Below are 20,989 nucleotides of genomic sequence, written 5' to 3' on the forward strand. Positions count from 1 at the left end.
ACAAATTATAGGTATGATGACATAATTAAAAAAACACGCTGAAAAAGGGTAACACACATTTGTGATTTTTACAGCACAAACACGTATTATACCGCTTCCAGCATGTGTTTAAAACTAATGATTAGTTGTTAATGAAAATGGTTTTTCTGCGTTACTATACTCACGATCTACTGGTGCTAAAGCCATCGTAAACTTGAGGTTTCCACCTGCCATTAAGCTTTCATGTTGAATAGCTAAGGCTGTATGGGGTGTCTCGTTTAATGCGACTTCACTCACAAAGTTCGTGTGTGCCTGGTTGCCAGCCGCCTCAACAACAAGCGTTTTGCCATTAGCTAAGTGAACAGTTGCTTTATCAAACAATGGGATCCCTAACACATATTCGCCAGAACCTGGACATACCGGATAGAATCCTAAGCTCGAAAAGATATACCAACCTGACATGCTGCCATTATCCTCGTCGCCTGGGAAACCATCCCAGCCCGCATTAAAGAGTTCTGTCATTAATTGTTTCACAACTACTTGTGTAGAAGCTGGTTTACCCACATAGTTGAATAAATAAGGCAGATGGAAACTTGGTTGATTTGATAATGCCACTTGTCCAAAATCAACGGCTGCCATTTCACTCATCTCATGTATTTCAAAACCATAGCCCTCTACACCATAAGTCGGTGGCGTGTTACACAACGTGGTCAACTTATCAAAGAAGGCACGTTCGCCCCCATAAGCAGCGATTAACGCTGCAAAGTCATGGTACGTCGCAAAACCATTTTGCCATGTTGAGCCCTCAGCATAATCTAAGCCCCAACGGTCATGTTTAAAGTCATGACGGAAATTACCTTCTTTGTCTTTTGCTCGCATAAAACCAGTGTTCGCATCAAAGATGTTAAGGAAATTGCGTGATTGTTTTTGATACGTTGCTTGTATATCCCCTTTGCCTAATACACGCGCCACTTGGCTAATACAGAAATCACTGTAGGCATAATCTAAGGTATGATTCACGCTTTCATGATAATCGAGTGGCACATAACCGTATTTCAAGTAATCGAGCGTACCACGACGGCCGTAGTTTCCAGAGGCACTTTTTGTTGTTGCTCCTGCTAACATACCTTCTAAAAATTCTGGCATTAAATCAGTGGCAAGACCTTTGACAGCAGCATCGGCAATCACAGCATCAATCAGTGTACCTGGCATCATCCCACGTTCATCTGGCGATAACCATTTCGGTAAAAAGCCCGCTTCACGGTAGGATTGTAGGTAACCTTGTAACATCTCTTCATATTCCTCATGTGCAATTAAAGAATACAAAGGATACACCGTTTTGTAAGTATCCCAAAAACCATTGTTTGTATACAAATAACCTGGCTGTACTTTTTTCGCAAGTGTGTTGTAATGTTGGGGTTGGTTTGCTTCATCTAATTCGTAAAATTTTTGTGGGAATAAGCACGTACGGTACAAGCACGCATAAAACGTTTTGATTTGCTCTTTATTACGATTTTCAATTTCAATTTTATTTAAATAACTCAACCATTTATCAGCGGCGGCTTGCTTGATCGTATCAAATGAATCATTTTCAATGCGTGAGAGATTTAAATCCGCTTGGTCTTGTGATAAAAAGCTCGTTGCTAAATGTGTTGTAAGTGTTTCTGCTGCTGGGAAACGAATGTCAAAAATCGGATCCGTTCCAGCATACGTTGTACTCGGCACCAAGGCATCATCTGTGTAATACCCTGTCGTTGCCGCATCAATCGCTTGGTCAAAACGAAGTGTAAAGTACATTTTAAAGTCTTTATCCTCACTACCTGAAGCATTTGTAATATAACCTCGTACTGTTTTGTTTGCAACATCTACTGCTATTTCACTCGGCCCTTGCGAACGGATGAATAATCCTGGTTGTGAATTTTTGAGGTAACGACTTTGTAAGACACCACCGTATGTCGTTGGGCTAAATTCTGTTGTAATTTGATAACGTTCTTGTTTCACTTTAAGATAAAACGGTGAAAATACCGCTTCTTCTGTACGATAGCTGCTTTGATGATGGAATAAATCACTCTTTACGACGTGACCTACCGTTGGTGCTAATAAAAGTTGTGAAAAATCACCCATCCACGGGCTGGGTTGATGCGTTAAACGAATGCCTTGGAATGTGCGATCATGCGGGTTAAAATACCAGCTACCGCGTTGATCTGCTGTTTGTACCACAAAATGGTTCATCCCGAAAGGGACGCCTGTATAAGGTAAGCAGTTCCCGTGTGAAAACGTGTGTTGATTGTTCGTCCCTTGTCTTGTATCTATTTGCAATAAATCCTCTATGTGTAACATCCCTTATCCTCCGCTCTCTATCTGACTGCTTTTTCGTACAATCAGTTCGACCGGCACGATGTGCTTCTCCTTCACTTGAGTTGGCTGACTAATTTCTGCCAACAGCGTTTGACTGGCAATCGTACCCATCTCTTCAAATTTTTGTGAAATCGTTGTTAAACTAGGTTCCAATAGGCTCGCTGCTTGAATGTTATCAAAACCAACGACTGCAAAATCAGCTGGTACCTGGTAACCCATTTGTTTCATTGTATTGATTAATTGAATAGCGATAATATCATTTTCCGCAATGACCCCTGTGATGCCTTGATCAAGCAATTGACGCGTCACCTGTTCTAAGTAAATACTCACTTCTTCCGTTCCCGTTTTTTTGAGGTGGATGGGCTGTGTGGCCCCCGCTGCATGTAACGCCTTCATGTAACCGAAGTAACGCTCGCGTACAGATGACACTTCACCCAGATGTTCAGTGCTTACAAATGCGACTTGCTGATGCCCTTGTGCAATTAAATGTTGTGTCGCTTCAAAACCACCTTGTTGGTTATCCGCAACGACTGCACTAAATGGTAAACTCTCAAATTCTTTATCTAATAAAACGGTTGGTAATGCATTGAGATGTAAGCCGTAAAGCAACTCCAAATCCGAACTGTTATTCGTTGGATAATAAATGATGCCGGCATATTGCGCCACAATCTCTGCAACATCAGTAGAAGAAAGATACTGGTGTGGCTGTACTTGTAAACGATAAGACGTTTCTTCTAAACAGCGCAACATCCCTTGCGTATAATCTCCTAAACCTGCATTGTGTGGAAAAGGCATAATAAAGAGAATATCCGTTTTTGCGACGGTTTTTTCTTCTGTTAAGCCATCTTTGGCACAAACAAAACTTCCTTTGCCACGCAAACGATAAATCATCCCCTCATTTTCTAATTCGACCAATGCGCGCTTTGATGTGATACGACTTACCCCATAACGCTCGGAAAGCTCCAATTCAGTCGGTAATTTATCTTCTGGCAAATAAGTTCCCGCTGTAATGTCTGCTTTTAAATCATTTAATATTTGTTGATACAATGGTTGCTTCATTACTCGTTTCTCCTCTCACCCAATCGCATTTGATATACTATTATTTCATTTTATCATACCATTGGTATATTATTAACACTTTCCCTCAAAAGACACTGCCAGAATCGCCAATTAAGTTTATTAAAAATTAACAATGAAAGCGCTAGACAAATTAAATGATATACCATATAATTAAAAATGTAAATAATGATATATCAAATAAAAGGAGTGTTTTTTAATGACTTACACAACAGTACCCACATCAGTACAACAATTTATGGATGATATGACAAAACGCGCAGAAGCAGAAAACCCACGTTGGGCGGAGATTTTCAATAAATGTTTTGCCAACACATTACTTACAACAGTTAAACGCTTTGACGATGGTTCGACGTTTCTTTTAACAGGTGATATTCCTGCCATGTGGCTACGTGACTCAACAGCTCAAGTTCGCCCTTACTTAGCAATCGCTAAAGAAGATGACGATTTGCAAGCAATGATTGCAGGCTTAGTAAAACGTCAATTCCGTTACATTAACCTTGATCCTTATGCGAATGCCTTTAATGAAGAAGCTAACAACGCAGGACATCAAACGGATCACACCGAAATGAACCCCTGGATTTGGGAACGTAAATATGAAATTGATTCATTATGTTACCCGATTCAGCTCGCTTACCTTCTCTATAAAGAAACAGGCCGTCGTGATCAATTTGACGCTTCATTTGAAAGCGGTATCACTGAAATTTTGAAGGTGTGGGAAACTGAACAAAATCATGATCAATCGCCTTACACGTTCGAACGTGACACAACGCGTGTTGAAGATACATTAACACATGACGGTCGCGGCACTCCCGTTGGACCAACAGGCATGACATGGTCTGGCTTCCGTCCAAGTGATGATGTGTGTAAATACGGTTACTTAGTGCCTTCAAATATGTTTGCCGTGGTTGTATTGAGTTACTTAGAAGAAATTTACACTGATTTATTGCCGCAACCCGACGTTGTTGCCCGTGTGACAAAACTTAAAAATGAAATTGATGCGGGGATTAAAGAATATGCTCAAGTTGCAAATGCAGCGGGTGAAACAGTCTTTGCTTTTGAAGTTGATGGATTAGGTAACCATTCCATTCATGACGATTCAAATGTACCAAGCCTGATGGCAGCACCTTACTTAGGTTATTGTGCACAAGATGACCCCATTTACTTGGCAACACGTAAAACATTATTAAGCAGTGAAAACCCTTACTATTACGAAGGTAAAAATGCCAAAGGTATCGGTAGTTCTCATACGCCTGAAAACTATATTTGGCCGATTGCACTTGCAATTGAAGGCTTAACTACCTCCGATAAAGCAGATAAAAAACGTATTTTAGATATGTTAGTTGATAACGATGGTGGCACAAACTTAATGCATGAAGGTTTCGACGTCAACGATGCAAACAATTACACTCGTGAGTGGTTCTCATGGGCAAACATGATGTTCTGTGAATTATTAATGGATTATTACGATATTAAAATCACTGCCTAAGCGCACTGAAAAAGGAGACGAACAATGACAACTAAAAAAGTTTATATTATTTCGCACAGCCACTGGGATCGCGAGTGGTACATGGCCTACGAACAACATCATATGCGTTTAGTCGCTTTGATGGATGACTTACTCCACCTCTTTAAGACAAATCCTGATTTCCACAGTTTTCATTTGGATGGTCAAACGATTGCGATTGACGATTATTTAGAAGTCCGCCCTGAAAAACGTGAAGAAGTCCAAGCAGCGATTACAGCAGGTAAGTTAAAAATCGGTCCGTTTTATATCTTACAAGATGATTTCTTAATCAGTAGCGAATCTAATACCCGCAACATGTTGGTTGGCCTAGAAGAAAGTCGTAAATGGGGCGATCCTGTGATGCTTGGTTATTTCCCTGATACGTTTGGTAACATGGGACAAGCGCCTCAGATGATGAAAGAAGGCGGCATTGAAGCTGCTGCTTTCGGACGTGGTGTTAAACCCACTGGCTTTAACAACGTAGTCATTAACGATGAGAAATATACGTCACAATTCTCTGAAATGTGGTGGGAAGGTGCTGATAAATCGAAAATTTTCAGTCTCCTCTTTGCTAACTGGTACAGCAATGGTAATGAAATCCCCGTGGAAAAAGAAGCAGCTCAAGCTTTCTGGAAAGAAAAATTAGCTGATGCGGAACAATTCACTTCAACCGATCATATCTTAATGATGAATGGTGTCGATCACCAACCGGTACAAATGGATGTAACGGATGCCATCAAGGTTGCCAATGATTTATACGATGATTATGAATTCATCCACAGCAGCTTTGACGAATACTTAGAAGCTGTGATGAACGATGTGCCCGCTGATTTAAGCACCGTTTCAGGTGAGTTAACAAGCCAAGAAACAGATGGTTGGTACACACTGGCAAACACTGCCTCTGCTCGTATTTACCTCAAACAAAAAAATACGGATGTTCAACGCCAACTAGAAAATATCACAGAACCATTAGCAACGATGGCATTTGATGTGACTGGTGAATACCCACACGATCAATTGCGTTATGCTTGGAAATTATTAATGCAAAACCACCCACATGATAGTATTTGTGGCTGTAGTGTGGATGAAGTCCACCGAGAAATGATCACACGTTACGATAAAGCGTTAGAAGTTGGAAAATTCTTGGCAAGCGAAGCGGTTGAAAGTTTAACAGCATCCATCGATACCAGCCTCTTCCCAACTGATAGCAAACCCTTTGTGGTCTTTAACACAGCAGGTAGTGCTAAAACGGGAACAATTGAAACTGAAATCGAATGGAAACGCCTACCATTTTCTCAAGGTGTGCCAGAAGAACTTTATGCGCAATTAAAGAATGAGACCTTGCCTGAATTGACAGTGATAGATGCAAAAGGACAAGCTGTTGCAGCTGAAATTTTATCGCATGAGGTTCGCTTCAACTACGACTTGCCTAAAGACGCGTTCCGCGTACCTTTCATGGCAATTTATGTCAAAGTTCGAGTTGTTGTGACGGATATGCCTGCTGTTTCTTGGGAAAGTTTAGCGTTAACAGTGGGTCAAAATACAACTTCTACTTTACCAACGATTGTATCAGAAGCCGACAATCGCTTAGAAAATGAATTCCTTCACGTTAAAGTTGAAAGCAATGGTCAATTAACTGTAACTGATAAGACAACAAGCATTACCTATCCAAACGTATTAACTTACGAAAATGTCGGTGATATTGCCAATGAATATATCTTTAAACAGCCTGAAGGCGACCAAGCGATTTATGCACATGACTTCCCTGCTACAACGACAGTCGCTATCAACACAACAAAAATCGGTGAAATTACGTTAACACAAACATTGATGATTCCCGTTTCAGCTGACGAAACATTGGCAGAGGAAATGAAAGCTGTTGTTGAAATGCGTCAACGTAAAGCACAACGTAGCAAAGAACTAGCACCGTTTACATTAACAACGAAAATTCGTCTTGAACAAGGCAGTCGTCAATTGAAGTTCTCTACACACTTTGATAACCAAATGAAAGATCATCGTTTGCGCGTGTTGTTCCCAACAAATATTACAACAGATAAACACTACGCTGAGAGTATTTTTGAAGTTGTTGAACGTCCAAACGGCGTGAGTGCTTCGTGGGAAAACCCAATGAATCCACAACATCAACATTCATTTGTTAACGTACAAGATGCCACACATGGTATGACTGTTTCAAACTATGGCTTAAATGAATATGAAATTCTAGCGGACAACACAACAATCGCTTTAACCTTACATCGTTCAGTCGGTGAGCTGGGTGACTGGGGTTACTTCCCAACACCTGAAGCACAATGTATGGGTGAACAAACCGTTGCTTTTGCCTTGGCGTTCCATGGTGCCGATGACCAAAATCGTACGTTCCATGACGGTCAAAACTTCCAAATTCCATTTACAGTTGCTCAAACATCTGTACACAATGGTCGTTGGGCGCCTAAAGCTGCTTATTTAACGATTGATAGTTCTGCCTACGCATTGACTGCTTTAAAACGTAAAGAACATCAAACAGAAATCGTGACACGTGGTTTCAACCTCTCAAATACAGCAGCCGCTCCACTTGAAATTAAAATTTCAGGTTACACACCGTCACGTTGTACCTTGATTGAAACACCGCACGAAAAACCATTATCTGCTATACTTGAACCAGCTGAAATCAACAGCTTGCTTTGGACAAAATCAGCGTCGGTGAACGACTAAAGGAGAGAATGTTATGTTACTTGGAGCAATTGAAGCTGGCGGCACTAAATTTGTCTGTGCCGTCTCAGATTTAGAGTTAAACATTGTCGAACGTATTTCACTACCCACGACAACACCTGAAGAAACACTTAATGCTGTGTATACTTTTTTTGATAACTACACGTTAAATGCACTTGCCATCGGATCATTTGGCCCGATTGATGTGAATAAAAAATCACCAACTTACGGTTATATCACATCAACACCCAAAACAGCTTGGAAAAAATTTAATTTGTTAGGTGCTCTAAAAGAACGTTATAACCTTCCTATCGCCTTTACAACCGATGTTAATGCTGCTGCCTATGGCGAGCTAAAACACGGTGCTGCCAAAGGAAAAGAGAGTTGTATTTATTTAACAGTGGGAACCGGTATTGGTGGCGGTGTTGTGATTAACAACAAAGTGATTGAAGGCTTTAGCCACCCTGAAATGGGCCATTTAGTTGTTAAACGTCATCCCGACGATCATTTTGATGGGGTATGTCCGTATCATGGCGATTGTTTAGAAGGCCTCGCAGCAGGCCCTGCCATTGAAGGACGTTTCCAACAAAAAGCATTTGAACTACCAAATGATCATCCAGCATGGGATATCGAAGCCTTTTATCTTGCTCAAGCAGCAGTCAACTATACCTTAACACTCTCACCGGAAATCATTATTTTTGGTGGAGGTGTCAGCAAGCAAGAACAGTTATACCCTAATATGCGTCAGTATTTTGCTGAATTGATGAATGGTTATTATGCAACACCTCCGTTAGAAGATTATCTCGTTTATTGTGACTTAGGTGACAACGCCGGGATTACAGGTACACTCTTATTAGCAAAAGAAGCCATTAAATAGTAAAAAAAGAAGCAACTCCGTTAATACGCCGGGAGTTGCTTTTTTGTATTTTATTTAGCAGCCCTCAATTAAAGCAATTTCAAAATTGTTGAAACTGATTGACCACAATTAATCACTAGCATTCCAATCAAAAACTAGCATTGCAACAACGTATCCATAAGGAAACGTTCGAGTAACAGGAAAAAGAACGCCAAGAACAACTGTTAATTGAAAAAGAACAACAGAAAGCTACTCGAATAGCATGCTTCAACTCAAGTACCCTCGTTTAAAAGAATTACATTATAAATATGATATGACTAGATCAACTATATCGCTTAAAATATCTTAACCAATTTCAATCTAAAAAAGCTTTTTATTCCGATCAAATTAGTGGATAGCGCGATGATTTTTCACTGGAATTGAATGCGCTTTTAACAAATAATAAGACACATAATTTGTTCTCATATAAAGATATATAAACAAAACAACCGCTCTCCTCTAAAAGAGCGGTCGCTTTCATTATTCTTCAAATTAATCCCAATACCCTTGATGCACTGCGGCGACTTCATCTTCAATTTCTGTAAAAGGTCCTAGAACAACGATATCTTTTTGCCCTCTCGCTAAAACCTCACGACAGGGTAAATCAAATGTCGGATTTTGTTCCGCATCACCTGTTAACTCTAACAATCTTTTTTCAGTCATTGAGTATACAATCGTACCTACATTACTCCAATAAATCGCACAGGGTTTAGCTGTTGTGTACAAAGTACAGCTCGCTAAAAAAACTTACCGTATTGTTGTGATGCACGTTGCACTAATGTTGGTTCGGCATGTCCAGTACAAATTGTTTGTGTTATTTCAATATTTTCTTGTTCTAAACTAATGTAATGTTAACATTTACGTAAACTTTCCATCAACCATTTTTTAAACAAGGTACTATCGATATCAACACAAACTTTAGCATTCGGGGTTTTCCCCATACTCCCTGCTAGATCGACAACCGTTGCACCGGCAGTATACTCACCTTGCGTTTCAATCGCAACATAGGCATCAACCGTTTGGTATATTTCCGGTACGAGTAAATAAGCGATGGCACACGCATCATACATCGCCGAACCGTTCACTGCTTGTACATTACGATAACGCTGTAAAATATGGTAAATCATTTCACCTGTCGCATTCATTTGTCTAATTTCTTCGCTATCACTAGCATAAACAAGTGCTTTTAGTCCAACATCTAACGGCGCCATTACAATTGGCAGACCACTTTCGAACACAATACGTGCGGCTTCTGGGTCGACGACAATGTTAAATTCAGCTAAAATACCTTTATTTCCTCGGCCAAGTGCACCGCCCATCAACACGATTTCAGCTATTTTACTCGATACTTCTGGATGTGTACGTAATAATAAGGCGATATTAGTTAAAGGTCCAATCGCAACAATGGTCAACGGCTCCTCCGCTTTACTCAATAGCTGATACATTGCTGTGACGGCATCCTCTTTCATTAATAAATGATCGGCTTGTTTTGGAAAGTCATAACCGTCCATCCCTGTTTCACCATGCACTTCGCTCGCATCAACAGGCGCTCGTAAAAGTGGCTGTTTTGCACCTTTTGCTACCGGTATTTCCTTTTTAAAAAGCGCCAATAATTTCAAGGCATTATTTGTCACTTTACTCAAACTAACATTGCCTGCAACTGTTGTAATGAGCTTAACATCTAAGGCGTCAGATGCTGTTGCAATGGCAATCGCGATTGCATCATCAATCCCTGGGTCCGTATCAATAATAATTGGTCGTTTCATCAACATCTCTCCTTTAACTTTATCATAAAAGACTTTACTTATCTGTTACCCTTAGTACAACACCATCATAGCAACTAATGTAACCGCTGTCAAAAACCACTTTACCTTAAACATAAACAAAACAAAAAACAGTTACACACAAGAGATGTTCACTTGTTGTAACTGTTTCTGTTTAATTACCACAGGCCGTATCAACCAAGCGTTTTTGTGCTTGGAATTTACGCCAATCCGCTTCAACAATTTTCTCAGCGCGAATATCAGCTTGCAAGCGCGCTACTGTTTGGAAGTATTGATCCAGAATATAATCCCGATACGTCAAAACATCTGCCATATCTGCCAAGGTAACGCGGAAGTCACCCCAATCAGAAGCTGGTGCAACCATTGTGGGTGCTGAAGGGTACATTACTTGAAAAGCGTCAATATTCCCCCGCAAACTAATAAAACGAGATTTCGAATTATAAGTAATGCGCGCAAATGGATAATAACCATCCAAACTGAGCGTTTTACTCACATGTTTCATCGCAAAAAAGCTGGCCATCCGTTGTCCCTGTAGAAACACATTAATACTTTGATATAAACGTAATTCATCTGTTTCAAACGTATCACTTTGCGGTGGTACTACTGGTTTAATGTTAGTACCTACAGTCCCGATTCGCTGTTTTTCAGGTGTTTTATGCCAACAGTTCATGTAGACTTTACCTGTTACAATACAATCCTCTAATGCGTCATGTGATTGATGTTCAAGACCTAAGTAATCCTTCAACGTTTCTAATTTATGATTCGGTGTATCAAAAAATTTCCGTGCTAATGGCACTGTATCAATTACTTCATAAACAATTGATTCCAACCGTAAATCTTGCGATGTCGCCAGTAAAAATTTCATATCAAACGACGCATTGTGTGCCACAAGTACTTCACCGTTAATATAACTTAAAAATTCAGGCCAAACATCTTCGACTGCAGGTGCTTCTGCTAAAATATCATCCGTTATACCTGTGATACGTACAATCGTATCGGATAATGCTTCAAATGGATTAATATAGCTACTATAGGTCGACACTTGCTCGCCGTTCGCATATTTTACAGCTCCAATTTGAATAATTTGATTACGATCCGCACTTAATCCTGTTGTTTCAAAATCAACCACTACAAAATTAGCAGGGAGCTTTGTTGGTTTTGCATAAGCTTTTGTTTTTGCTGTTGTACGCCCACGTTTTGCGCCAGACGCACGACGATAATTGTATCCACTCATTTTGTCACAGCCTTACTGTCAGATTTATGTCTCATTTTCTATTTTACACGAAAGTGATAACAATATCATCTGCTAAGAAATCAATTTTAGACCTACTGTTGCAGCAATAATAAGTGTGATAAACAGAATACGTCTTACACTTTTAGCATCGCCAAAAAAGAACATGCCGACGATTGCCGAACCAGCTGTACCAATACTTGTCCATACTGCATAAGCTGTTCCCATTGGGATCGTGTTCATCGCATACGATAACAGCGCAAAACTTAAGGCAAAAGCAATAACTAATTCTACCATGTGCTTAATATTCTTTTTATTAACCCAACGGTTAATACTTGCCACACCGACTACTTCAAAACATCCACCAATAATTAATATTATCCAAGCCATTTCAGTAACACATCCTTCCTATTTTTCTGTTGATGTTAATTTCAATCCCACAACACCTGTCATTAATATCACTAATAGTCCTGCTTTTAATACTGTCATTGGTTCTCCGAAAAAAAAGACACTCGATAAAACGGTCCCTAATGTTCCTAATCCAACAAACAATGCATATGATGTACTGACAGCATTGGTCTCGCTAACTTTAATTAAGAGTCCGAATGAAACGGCAATACAAACAACGGTCAATCCCCACTCCAATACGTTGGTAGAATGTTTTAGACCAATGACCCAACCCACTTCTGCTAAACTTGCTAGCACAATTAATAACGTACTTTTACTCATGGCTTAACGCCTCCTCTATCAAAATAAAAAACCTAAGAAAAACGAAAATTCGTTTCTCCCAGGCTTTTGTCCTTCCGTGTCACACCCATAGCGGCTGCGCATTTCTCTCGGACCAGGCCAACAGTAAACTGTCGCGGAACCCTAGAAATGTTTTCGTATTTAATTAGTCATTTAACTATAGCACAGTTTAAAATAACAAACAAACTAAAATTTTATTTTTAACGTTAAACTATCATACGCAGGAACTTCAAAATTTTGTTCTTGTCTTGTTTCTATGGCGTTAACGACTGTTACTTTACTCAAATCTAGCGTGCTTGTATCTAACGGGAAGGTTGTCTTTGTGGGGTTTTGCACACGCACAATCCAACTATCCGCATCATAATATGAGGGGTGACAGGCTGTTACTAACGTATTATCTGGGAATCTGATGATTTCTAACCGTTGTGCCAAATTCAGTAAACGTTCTGATTTTTGAATTTTATTATCGATACGATGCAAGAAAAAATTAAGTGTTTGATGTTGATAATCAATATTTTCTTGTTCATATGCTGCTGCTAATTCTGCAGTGTTTTGTTCATCAAACGCCGCTTCTGCCACATAAAAACCAAATTCAAAACAATGCTCTCCACGTAATTGTGACTCTTCGGTTGGAATAAAGACATGACCTCGTTTTGTTGTATCACCAGATGCACGACCTGGACGATATAATAAATCGGGTTTACCTAATTGGCCGGTTGTCGCTAATAACGTCACACAAATTTGATGGCGTGACACTTCATATTCTTTGATCCCTTTAGTTAAAACGGTAAAGACGTTCTCTTCATCTGACATCGACACACTTTTAACTAGCGGTTCGATATTCACTGGGCGTTCAACATAATTTTTTTCCCAATCGGGCACGTCATGATTTTCGCGTGTTACAAAGCCAAAAGGCAACGACGCAATACTTTGTTCATTCGCAATGTCTGTTTGAAACAACACACGTAAACGATGACTATCCACTTGATTGTTCACACGTAAAGCGCTTTGAATAATTGAGCTGCCTGTTGCTAGTTCTATCGTCAATTCCACAGCAACCTCGCCTGTTTCTTGTGTATCGATACGTTGTTCTAAATTAAGTGGTAACTGATAGGTTGCCGTTAAAATCAAGCGTGAGAAAGTGGGTGATTCTTCCACTCTCGCATGATCAAACCCTAATAACAAAGCTTGTTCGTTTTCTAAAGGTGAGAAATCATAGGTGTCGCCATTATTGCCAATATCCTCTAATTGAATCACGTGCTCGATAATTTTTCCAGAAGCTAAATGTAAATTGAGTTGCTTATTCTCGAAAACAAGCGTGTAGTTTTCATTTCCAATTTGCTTTGCATCAGTGGGTACAATCGTTTGCAGTTCTTTTTCTGCATTTGCAAATTCAATCACTTTATAGCCTAAAGCAGGTAATTCCACAGCAATACGTACTTTTAAAATAAAGTAACCCGGTTCTTGAATAAAGATATTACCGTTAGGTGTTTCTTGCATGATATTATCACGTGCGGCAACAAATTCTTCTGCAATGATAGTCGCATCTCGATGATTCACAAATTGAATGTCTTTTGTTTCAGTAATCACCGTGATTGTTTTATAGCCGTTGAATACTGTCAAGTCTGTGTTAAAGATGATAACTTCTTTATCTGTTAAAGCTAAATCATCTGCAATTTTCTTAACAATTGTATTCTCAATACTATCGGCCATTTCGTTAGCCTCTTTCATTCGGTGCATAATATCTTCTGCCACAGCATCAGATACACAGCCTGCTAAACTATCGTGCGCTTGACCTTCTAACACTTTTTTCCAAATTAACATTAACAATCGTTCTGAAATATTGATGCCACATGCTTTGGAAATGACTAATAACGGTTCAATTCGCTTCAATAATTTCTGTTCCATGTGATAGTTCGCTACTTTAATGTTCATCCGACTTGAACCAATTGTTTTATGCACACGCGCCAATTTTGGCTCACGAAATTCACCTTGATACTGTTCCAATTCTGGTAATGTTTCAACATAGGCTATGAAGTCTTGATATGTGCTCATTTGATAGTCATGTTGACCAATTTCATTTAACCCTGCGATTTTATCACTAAAATCATGAATAATATTTAATTGATCATTCCCTGATGGAATTAAGACTTCCTCCGTTTGACTCCGTTCAGCAATAAAATCAATGGCAGGATCTAAACGTCCCTCAGCAAAAGCACTGCTTGCTTCCAACAACATTCCCGTACCATAACCATGGGGCATGTTAATCGCCGTTACCTCTCGATTTTCTGCTAAGCCGCGCCATTTAAAATAAGGTGACGTAACTTGTGTACCTAAATCAATCCCACGCCAGAAAATCAATGATTTGAAGCCCACTTGATTCAGTAAAGTCGGTATTTGCGCATTGAAACCAAACGTATCTGGTAAATAACCTATCGGTAAATAATCGCCGTATTTTTTACTATCAAAAATCCCAATCATCGCATTGCGTAAAATGGATTCCCCTTGCGTAAAAAAGGCATCTGTTTGTGTATACCATGGGCCGATAAACAATTGTTTATCAGCGACTAATTGGCGGATGGCCTCTAACTTATCAGGGTGTAACGTCATGTAGTCATCTAAAATCGAAATCTGTCCGTCCAGTACAAAGGTTGCTTCAGGATGTGCTAACAACTCTTCAATCACCTCTGTAAACAATTGTTCACTGAGTACTAATGAATCTGCTGAAGTAAAGTACCATTCACGATCCCAATGCGTATGATTGACAATATGTGCTTTCGTCATAATAACCTCCTATTGTTAATTTATGCTTCCCACTCTGCTTCATCAATATCATCAATGACTGTTTCTTCATCTACAATCACTGGGTTTCCACGTAAGAGTATCGTTAATCCTGCTACTACAAATGTACCGACTGCGATAGAAAGAACGTAGATTGGCCACATTTCAACTGTGAACCAGCCATAAAAACCGCTGATTGGCGCTTTATTAACCGAACCTAAACCAACTGCTAATGCACTACCAATTGCGGAACCGATCACAGTGACTGGCATAACTTTTAGTGGTGATTCAACTGCAAATGGAATTGCACCCTCACTGATACCCACAAAGCCCATTACTAATGAAGATTTACCCGCTTCGCGCAATTCTGTGTTATATTTACGTTTCGCTAAAATTGTCGCTAAACCTAAACCAAGTGGTGGAATAATAATCGCAACTTGTGCCGCTGTGTTCGGTGCATAGATCCCTGTTGTTAACAATGCCATTGCTGTTGTGACTGCTGCTTTGTTAACAGGTCCACCTAGGTCAAACCCAACCATACCACCGATAATCGCTGCCATTAAAATTTGGTTTGTACCTGAAAGACCATTTAACCAGTTTTCTAAGCCTGTATTTAAACTTGCAAACGGGATACCTACAACGTAGTTAATTAAAAGAACGGTAATCAATGTACCAAATACGGGTACGATAAAGACGGGAACAACGGATGCCGCTGCTTTTGGTAATTTTACATATTTCTTTAACAATAAACAGGTATAACCTGCAATTAAACCGGCTGCTAAAGCACCTAGGAAACCAGCACCAATATCTTTTACTAACATCCCAGCAACTAAACCTGGGGCAATTGCTAACTTATCGGAAATTGAGTACCCAATAAAAGCTGCGATTACAGGGAACATTAACCCTAATGCCATGCCCCCAAAACCATCTAAGCTATGTAACAAACGAATTAAGTTGTTAGCACTTTCAGCATGCTTCGCATCCCAAATATCTGCAATGCCATAAATAGAACCACCCACGCGTGATATTGCCATTATAACTGCCCCTGCAATAACCAATGGAATCATATACGAAATCCCTGTTAGTACGTGTTTTTTTAGTTCACTCCCAATTGTTTTCATCATTATCTTCATCCTCATTTCCCTATTTTAGTGGTATTAGTTATCAACTAAATTTAAAGCATCTTGAATCACTTTTTGACCATCTTTAATTGGTGCATTCACAGGTACTTCTAAAATGTGTTTTCCAGCAAAACGTTCTTTGTCACGAACTTTGGTATCCACTGCAAAGATAACAACTTCGGCAATTCCTGCATCTTTTTCAGTGAGCGCATTCTCAATCCCCAATGCCCCTTGCGTTTCGACCTTAATAAGGACATCCATTTGTTTTGCTGCTTTCTTGAGCGCTTGAGCGGCCATAAATGTATGAGCCACCCCTGTTGCACATGCTGTAATTGCGATTACTTTTCTTTTCATATTATTCATCCCCTTTACTTAATATTGTAAGTACTGCTTCAGGTGTTGTTGCTTCTTTCAATGCTGCGACGATATCATCATCCATTAATTTTGTGGCAATTTCGGATAATAAACGTAAATGACCATCGGTTTTATCCGCATCACTGATTGCCAATAATATCAGTAAGTTAACGGGTTGATCATCCAATGATTCCCATTCAATATCCTGTGACGTCCTCGCGAATACAATCGTGGATTCCGTTACTGTGGTACTTTTACCATGAGGAATAGCAATCGCATTGCCAATCCCAGTTGTGGCATGTATTTCACGTTCTAGTACAGACGCTAAAAACACTTCCGCATCTGCTACAAAACCAGCATGTGCTAATTTTTGACTGATCTCACCGATGACTTCTTCTTTTTTTGTGCCTTGTAAATCAAATAAAACATTTTGTTTTTTTAGAATTTCTTCAACTTTCATACGTATCACCCTTCATTAATAATTGATATAGTGTGTCGTTTGTTCGTGCTGCTGTTAATTGTTGGAGGTTATGTTCGTTATCTAATAAATTGAAAAAGGCTTCATACACACGCTCAAAGTCCAATGTTTGATCATTTTGTAAAGCGATGAAAAAGACTTTATCAACCATGATGTCACCCCATAAAAGAGGTTCAACTAATGTCATCACAACAATGTTTGATTTTTGAATGAAACGTGGGTCAGCATGCGGGGTTGCTAATGCATTGAACGACGTATACGAAAGGACTTCGCGTTGAATCGCACTCTCAATAACACCCTCTGTCGCATAGCCCTTTGCAATTAAATCAGTACCAATCGCCTGAATCACATCTTCCATTGTTTTAAAGTCAGCTTGTGCATAACAATTTTCTTCGCGTAATAATGATAAAAAAGGATTAATCCCTGCAGGCGTTGCATGTTTTAACTGCACCAAACTCTGTTCCATTATTTTAATATCTTCGCGTGTCATCATCGGTGAAACAACAATGGTCGGCATATCCATGAACTCCAGATAAATGGTACTGATGACAACATCTGATGTAATATCCTTGTCCATTTCCTCTTGTAATGAATAAATTGCTTTAATATCAATATCTGGAAAATACTTCCGAATCCGTGCAGCTAGTAACTGTGCTGAACCTAATCCTGTGCTGCAAACAAGTACTGCTGATATGCCTTTTTTAGCACTTGGTAACCGTTCATAAAACGCTTCAAAATGCAGCGCAATATAAGCTGTTTCATCATCGTCAATCATCACAAAATACTCTTTTTCGATAATCGCCTTAAACCTAGCGGCTTCTTCAAACGCGTGTGTAAAGTTGAATTTAATACTTTCAACATAAGGGTTCTTAATACTAAAACCATACGTTAACCGATTGATAGCAGATTGAATATGTGTCATCAAACCTTCAATTAATTGTCCATCGTAACTTGAATGCGTGAAATGTTGTTTGATAATGCCACGTAAACGTTTGATAGTGTCTGTTGTATCCGTTTGTTTATTCGGTGTGAGTAAGTGATCAGAAGCTGCCGCTAAGTGAATCGTTATGTATGATATTTCTGATTCGGGAATAATGATAGCCAATTCATCCTCAATCATTTTTGCTAAATAATGTGCCTTTTCGATACTATCGGTATCATCGCTAGACAAGAAATGTTTAGCTTCATCATGGATGTATTCACCTTGTTTAATTCGTTCGACTGCAATAGCTAGATGAATCACAATCGATTGAAAAGCATAATCAGTAAACTTAAACTGTTTACTTTCACTAAAGGCTTTTACAATTTTAATTATTTTCTTTAAACTATCCTCTGAAAATAAACTTTGAACTTCTTCAGGTATAATTTCAAATGCTTGTCGTGCTTTTTCTGCATCTTTTGATAGGTGCCAATTTTCTCCCCAAAAGTTATGTATTAACAATGAAGTTAAACGACGTTTTTCATCTTCTGTGACAGTCAGCCTGATCCCATATCCTTTACGACGCTCTAGTATAAAACGTTCTTGTCTAAGCAAACGCTCCACGATAATTAAATCGCTTTCGATCGTCCCTCGACTGATATAAAGTTCTTCTGCTAAATCAGTCATTGTAATATAGCCTTCTGCTTTAATTAGCTGGATAAAAATAAAAGTGATGCGTTCTTCTTTTGTCGAGGGAACCATTTTAGTTTGATAGTCCATCACATTGATAACGCTGCGAATCTCTTTTAAATCACCGTCAATAAAGACGCCAATCTTAGGTTTCCGAACGACTGAAAGCCTATAGTCTTGTAGAAAATCATCAATCACTTTCAGTGAATTGGAAACTGTCTTTTCAGACAAATTCATAAACTCAGCAATGTGTTTCACTGTCGTGACGTCTTTTTTCAATAGATATTGTAAGATGCGTTTTTCCCGACTGTCTGTATCCATTGACAACGCTTTCATTTTGTTCCCCTCCCTTAATTACATAATAGTATAGAATAGATTTTTTCCATACAGCTAAAGTTACCGTTTTTAATACGGTAATTTTGTCAAATGCCTTATTTGATGCCATCAAAAAAACATAAAGACACTACTTATCGCTATTATAAGCGTAACAGTGCTTTATGTCCTATCTTATTTTGATATAAATAGCTAGTCCTTAGTCTTCGTCCATTTCATGACTAACGCCGCTTCATTTGTGTCTTCATCGTGTTTCTCTGCTGTGATAACAAAGTCTTCACGTTGGTAAAAAGCGATTGCCTTTGTATTCTTTTGGTACACTTCTAACAATAATTCTGAACTGTGAGCCTTAGCTGAGTCCAGTAATAACTTACCGATTCCATTTGATTGGCTGGCGCTATCAACGAAAATACCCGCAATAAAAGTTGCCATCGTCCCAATAAAACCTTCTATCTTATGTGTTTGCTTATTTTCAGCTACCATAATAGTGGCTTGTGGTAACAGCTCTTTTACGTTTTCAAAATTACTTTCCCAATAACTTTTAGCAATATAATGATGTGCTTCACAATTTGTTTTAAGCCAAATCAGCATCAGCTCATCTAAATCACTTGGTTTAAAAGGTCTAATCATTTCTTGCCCTCAATTCTCTTTAAGTCAAGTTATACTTCTAATTTAGAGTCTTTATATACATTAATCGCGCAACGGCTTATTATAGCCTTTTTCATCAAACGGTTGTAATTTTTCGAACCATTCTTTTTTTAGTTGCTTTAACTCAAACTTCATATCAATGACATCATCTGTCTTTTTCTCCCATAATACTTCGTAACTGAATGCCGTTTCACCTTGTTCATTCCAATCCGTTTGCAAATCGGTATGACGGTAAAAATTGTTGCAAAGATTCAACTTGTAAAAATGCCAACGATTCTTTGTATTTGGGACTGTATCAAGAAAAATTTTACCATTATGATTATTCTTTATTTGAATGACACCGTAATAGGTTGTCATTTCTTTGTATTCGCGTTGTAACGCTTTTTTCCGTTCATTATCCATTAAATTTCCTCCTTTAATTTTAAGAACAACGCCAGTATGTCCGTCCATCTGCTGTCCGATCTAAAAAGCCATATTCTATTAAATAGCGGCGCAATATCACATAGTCAAAGTAAATATCTTTTAGAAGGGCTGTCGTTTCTTTATCTGTGTAGTGTTTGTTGTGCTGAAATTCTTCAATCACACGATGCAAAAGTGTGATGATAACTTTTTGTTGTTTTGGCCAACGTCGCAACTCTAAACGGTCATTGCTAAAATCAAAATAGCGTTTGACTGTTGCCGTATACTCTTCCTCTGTTATAGCAAAACGCGCATCAACATCAACATCCATTGCTCGTTCAGGCACCGCTAACAGCGACACTTCAGTTTGCTCAAAACACATTTCATACGTTGCCAAATACAATTTTGCTTGCTTTGCTTTCTCACGAAATGTAAAACGTTGGTGACGAATCGTTGCGGGTGATACACCCATTTCAGTAGCAATCGCCTTATCTTTTGCTCCACTGCTAAAAACAACTAATAAGTCGCGCTGTTTTTCCGTTAACGTATTGTATTTACTATCCAATTGGATTAATTGTAGATGATTTGGACCGTGCAGTGTTTTAAGATGTGCTGCCATCAATTCTGGGGATTCCTTTTGCATCAAAGGAAATACACAATCACAATAATTACAATGCAATTGTTGATTTTGCTCATGGTACCCCTGTTTAAGCTCATTAAGGCTTAATTCCAATAAATTCATACCCTCAACTCCTCACACTATTATTATATAACGTTTACTAAAATTGTCAACACGTTTATATTGTTTATTATTTTAGCAAACAAAAACACCACAGTAAATACCCTGATGTTTTTGTCTTATAAATTATCGCTATAGCCTGCTATACGCTCTTCAATTGTACCTGTATGTAGTTCGAGTAAATGGTTATCATAATCATAGAGATAAAATGATTGTGCCTCCGTTTGTATCCTTAATAAA

Annotated in this window: 18 protein-coding genes and 1 riboswitch; of the genes, 3 read left to right on the top strand and 15 right to left on the bottom strand. The window is 38.8% G+C overall.

Annotated elements, in window-relative coordinates; genetic code table 11:
- Positions 1-114 precede the first annotated feature (114 nt).
- Both V6S17_RS07445 and V6S17_RS07450 read right to left on the bottom strand, forming a co-directional pair.
- Positions 115-2,319 carry a GH92 family glycosyl hydrolase gene (locus V6S17_RS07445; RefSeq protein WP_029092054.1) on the bottom strand — a complete coding sequence of 735 codons (2,205 nt, stop codon included), beginning with the start codon at positions 2,317-2,319 and terminating at the stop codon, positions 115-117.
- A 3-nt stretch (positions 2,320-2,322) separates the two neighbouring features.
- A complete protein-coding gene (locus tag V6S17_RS07450; RefSeq protein ID WP_029092055.1) occupies positions 2,323-3,396 on the bottom strand; it encodes a GntR family transcriptional regulator in 1,074 nt (357 codons plus the stop codon).
- A gap of 217 nt (positions 3,397-3,613) precedes the next feature.
- Here V6S17_RS07450 and V6S17_RS07455 point away from each other — a divergent pair, with 217 nt between their 5' ends.
- Genes V6S17_RS07455 through V6S17_RS07465 form a run of 3 tightly spaced genes read left to right on the top strand, consistent with a single transcriptional unit; the run spans position 3,614 to position 8,507 of the window.
- Positions 3,614-4,903 (top strand): glycoside hydrolase family 125 protein, encoded by a 1,290-nt coding sequence (locus V6S17_RS07455; RefSeq protein ID WP_029092056.1) that lies wholly within the window; start codon positions 3,614-3,616, stop codon positions 4,901-4,903.
- Positions 4,904-4,927: 24 nt separating this feature from the next.
- Complete coding sequence (locus V6S17_RS07460; RefSeq protein ID WP_029092057.1) at positions 4,928-7,633, top strand: alpha-mannosidase; 2,706 nt, start codon at positions 4,928-4,930, stop codon at positions 7,631-7,633.
- A gap of 13 nt (positions 7,634-7,646) precedes the next feature.
- Positions 7,647-8,507, top strand: a complete 861-nt coding sequence (locus tag V6S17_RS07465) for an ROK family protein (protein WP_029092058.1) — start codon at positions 7,647-7,649, stop codon at positions 8,505-8,507.
- 510 nt (positions 8,508-9,017) lie between these two features.
- On the opposite strand, the gene V6S17_RS07470 is transcribed toward V6S17_RS07465, so the two are convergent.
- The 13 genes from V6S17_RS07470 to V6S17_RS07530 form a co-directional block, all read right to left on the bottom strand.
- Positions 9,018-9,188 (bottom strand): hypothetical protein, encoded by a 171-nt coding sequence (locus tag V6S17_RS07470; protein WP_198400957.1) that lies wholly within the window; start codon positions 9,186-9,188, stop codon positions 9,018-9,020.
- A 188-nt stretch (positions 9,189-9,376) separates the two neighbouring features.
- Complete coding sequence (rihC, locus tag V6S17_RS07475) at positions 9,377-10,291, bottom strand: ribonucleoside hydrolase RihC (RefSeq protein WP_338515646.1); 915 nt, start codon at positions 10,289-10,291, stop codon at positions 9,377-9,379.
- A gap of 172 nt (positions 10,292-10,463) precedes the next feature.
- Complete coding sequence (locus tag V6S17_RS07480; RefSeq protein ID WP_036027560.1) at positions 10,464-11,543, bottom strand: exonuclease domain-containing protein; 1,080 nt, start codon at positions 11,541-11,543, stop codon at positions 10,464-10,466.
- A gap of 72 nt (positions 11,544-11,615) precedes the next feature.
- Positions 11,616-11,930, bottom strand: a complete 315-nt coding sequence (locus V6S17_RS07485) for a DMT family transporter (RefSeq protein WP_029092060.1) — start codon at positions 11,928-11,930, stop codon at positions 11,616-11,618.
- Between the two features lie 18 nt (positions 11,931-11,948).
- A complete protein-coding gene (locus V6S17_RS07490) occupies positions 11,949-12,269 on the bottom strand; it encodes a DMT family transporter (RefSeq protein ID WP_029092061.1) in 321 nt (106 codons plus the stop codon).
- 53 nt (positions 12,270-12,322) lie between these two features.
- A riboswitch (guanidine-I (ykkC/yxkD leader) is annotated at positions 12,323-12,425 on the bottom strand.
- A gap of 48 nt (positions 12,426-12,473) precedes the next feature.
- Complete coding sequence (locus V6S17_RS07495; RefSeq protein WP_029092062.1) at positions 12,474-15,071, bottom strand: alpha-mannosidase; 2,598 nt, start codon at positions 15,069-15,071, stop codon at positions 12,474-12,476.
- 20 nt (positions 15,072-15,091) lie between these two features.
- Positions 15,092-16,192 carry a PTS fructose transporter subunit IIC gene (locus V6S17_RS07500; RefSeq protein WP_029092063.1) on the bottom strand — a complete coding sequence of 367 codons (1,101 nt, stop codon included), beginning with the start codon at positions 16,190-16,192 and terminating at the stop codon, positions 15,092-15,094.
- 33 nt (positions 16,193-16,225) lie between these two features.
- The gene (locus V6S17_RS07505) at positions 16,226-16,543 is read right to left on the bottom strand and encodes a PTS fructose transporter subunit IIB (RefSeq protein ID WP_029092064.1); all 318 of its coding nucleotides are present in this window, start codon (positions 16,541-16,543) and stop codon (positions 16,226-16,228) included.
- Between the two features lies 1 nt (position 16,544).
- Positions 16,545-17,003 (bottom strand): PTS sugar transporter subunit IIA, encoded by a 459-nt coding sequence (locus V6S17_RS07510; protein WP_029092065.1) that lies wholly within the window; start codon positions 17,001-17,003, stop codon positions 16,545-16,547.
- Positions 16,993-18,966 carry a BglG family transcription antiterminator gene (locus V6S17_RS07515; protein ID WP_029092066.1) on the bottom strand — a complete coding sequence of 658 codons (1,974 nt, stop codon included), beginning with the start codon at positions 18,964-18,966 and terminating at the stop codon, positions 16,993-16,995. The genes V6S17_RS07510 and V6S17_RS07515 overlap by 11 nt, the downstream gene beginning before the upstream one ends.
- Positions 18,967-19,155: 189 nt before the next feature.
- Positions 19,156-19,593: a GNAT family N-acetyltransferase gene (locus tag V6S17_RS07520; RefSeq protein ID WP_029092067.1), complete on the bottom strand. Its 438-nt coding sequence runs from the start codon at positions 19,591-19,593 to the stop codon at positions 19,156-19,158.
- Between the two features lie 60 nt (positions 19,594-19,653).
- A complete protein-coding gene (locus V6S17_RS07525) occupies positions 19,654-20,013 on the bottom strand; it encodes a GIY-YIG nuclease family protein (protein WP_029092068.1) in 360 nt (119 codons plus the stop codon).
- Between the two features lie 19 nt (positions 20,014-20,032).
- Positions 20,033-20,752: a DUF2087 domain-containing protein gene (locus V6S17_RS07530; RefSeq protein WP_029092069.1), complete on the bottom strand. Its 720-nt coding sequence runs from the start codon at positions 20,750-20,752 to the stop codon at positions 20,033-20,035.
- Positions 20,753-20,989 lie beyond the last annotated feature (237 nt).

The sequence above is a fragment of the Brochothrix thermosphacta DSM 20171 = FSL F6-1036 genome, from assembly GCF_036884295.1.
Taxonomy (GTDB): Bacteria; Bacillota; Bacilli; order Lactobacillales; family Listeriaceae; genus Brochothrix; species Brochothrix thermosphacta.

Coding starts and splice junctions, on each gene's coding strand:
- V6S17_RS07470 (WP_198400957.1), bottom strand. CDS start 9,188: ATGACTGAAAAAAGATTGTTAGAGTTAACAGGTGATGCGGAACAAAAT.
- rihC (WP_338515646.1), bottom strand. CDS start 10,291: ATGAAACGACCAATTATTATTGATACGGACCCAGGGATTGATGATGCA.
- V6S17_RS07515 (WP_029092066.1), bottom strand. CDS start 18,966: ATGAAAGCGTTGTCAATGGATACAGACAGTCGGGAAAAACGCATCTTA.
- V6S17_RS07520 (WP_029092067.1), bottom strand. CDS start 19,593: ATGATTAGACCTTTTAAACCAAGTGATTTAGATGAGCTGATGCTGATT.
- V6S17_RS07480 (WP_036027560.1), bottom strand. CDS start 11,543: ATGAGTGGATACAATTATCGTCGTGCGTCTGGCGCAAAACGTGGGCGT.
- V6S17_RS07505 (WP_029092064.1), bottom strand. CDS start 16,543: ATGAAAAGAAAAGTAATCGCAATTACAGCATGTGCAACAGGGGTGGCT.
- V6S17_RS07485 (WP_029092060.1), bottom strand. CDS start 11,930: ATGGCTTGGATAATATTAATTATTGGTGGATGTTTTGAAGTAGTCGGT.
- V6S17_RS07450 (WP_029092055.1), bottom strand. CDS start 3,396: ATGAAGCAACCATTGTATCAACAAATATTAAATGATTTAAAAGCAGAC.
- V6S17_RS07445 (WP_029092054.1), bottom strand. CDS start 2,319: ATGTTACACATAGAGGATTTATTGCAAATAGATACAAGACAAGGGACG.
- V6S17_RS07510 (WP_029092065.1), bottom strand. CDS start 17,003: ATGAAAGTTGAAGAAATTCTAAAAAAACAAAATGTTTTATTTGATTTA.
- V6S17_RS07525 (WP_029092068.1), bottom strand. CDS start 20,013: ATGGATAATGAACGGAAAAAAGCGTTACAACGCGAATACAAAGAAATG.
- V6S17_RS07495 (WP_029092062.1), bottom strand. CDS start 15,071: ATGACGAAAGCACATATTGTCAATCATACGCATTGGGATCGTGAATGG.
- V6S17_RS07500 (WP_029092063.1), bottom strand. CDS start 16,192: ATGATGAAAACAATTGGGAGTGAACTAAAAAAACACGTACTAACAGGG.
- V6S17_RS07465 (WP_029092058.1), top strand. CDS start 7,647: ATGTTACTTGGAGCAATTGAAGCTGGCGGCACTAAATTTGTCTGTGCC.
- V6S17_RS07460 (WP_029092057.1), top strand. CDS start 4,928: ATGACAACTAAAAAAGTTTATATTATTTCGCACAGCCACTGGGATCGC.
- V6S17_RS07530 (WP_029092069.1), bottom strand. CDS start 20,752: ATGAATTTATTGGAATTAAGCCTTAATGAGCTTAAACAGGGGTACCAT.
- V6S17_RS07455 (WP_029092056.1), top strand. CDS start 3,614: ATGACTTACACAACAGTACCCACATCAGTACAACAATTTATGGATGAT.
- V6S17_RS07490 (WP_029092061.1), bottom strand. CDS start 12,269: ATGAGTAAAAGTACGTTATTAATTGTGCTAGCAAGTTTAGCAGAAGTG.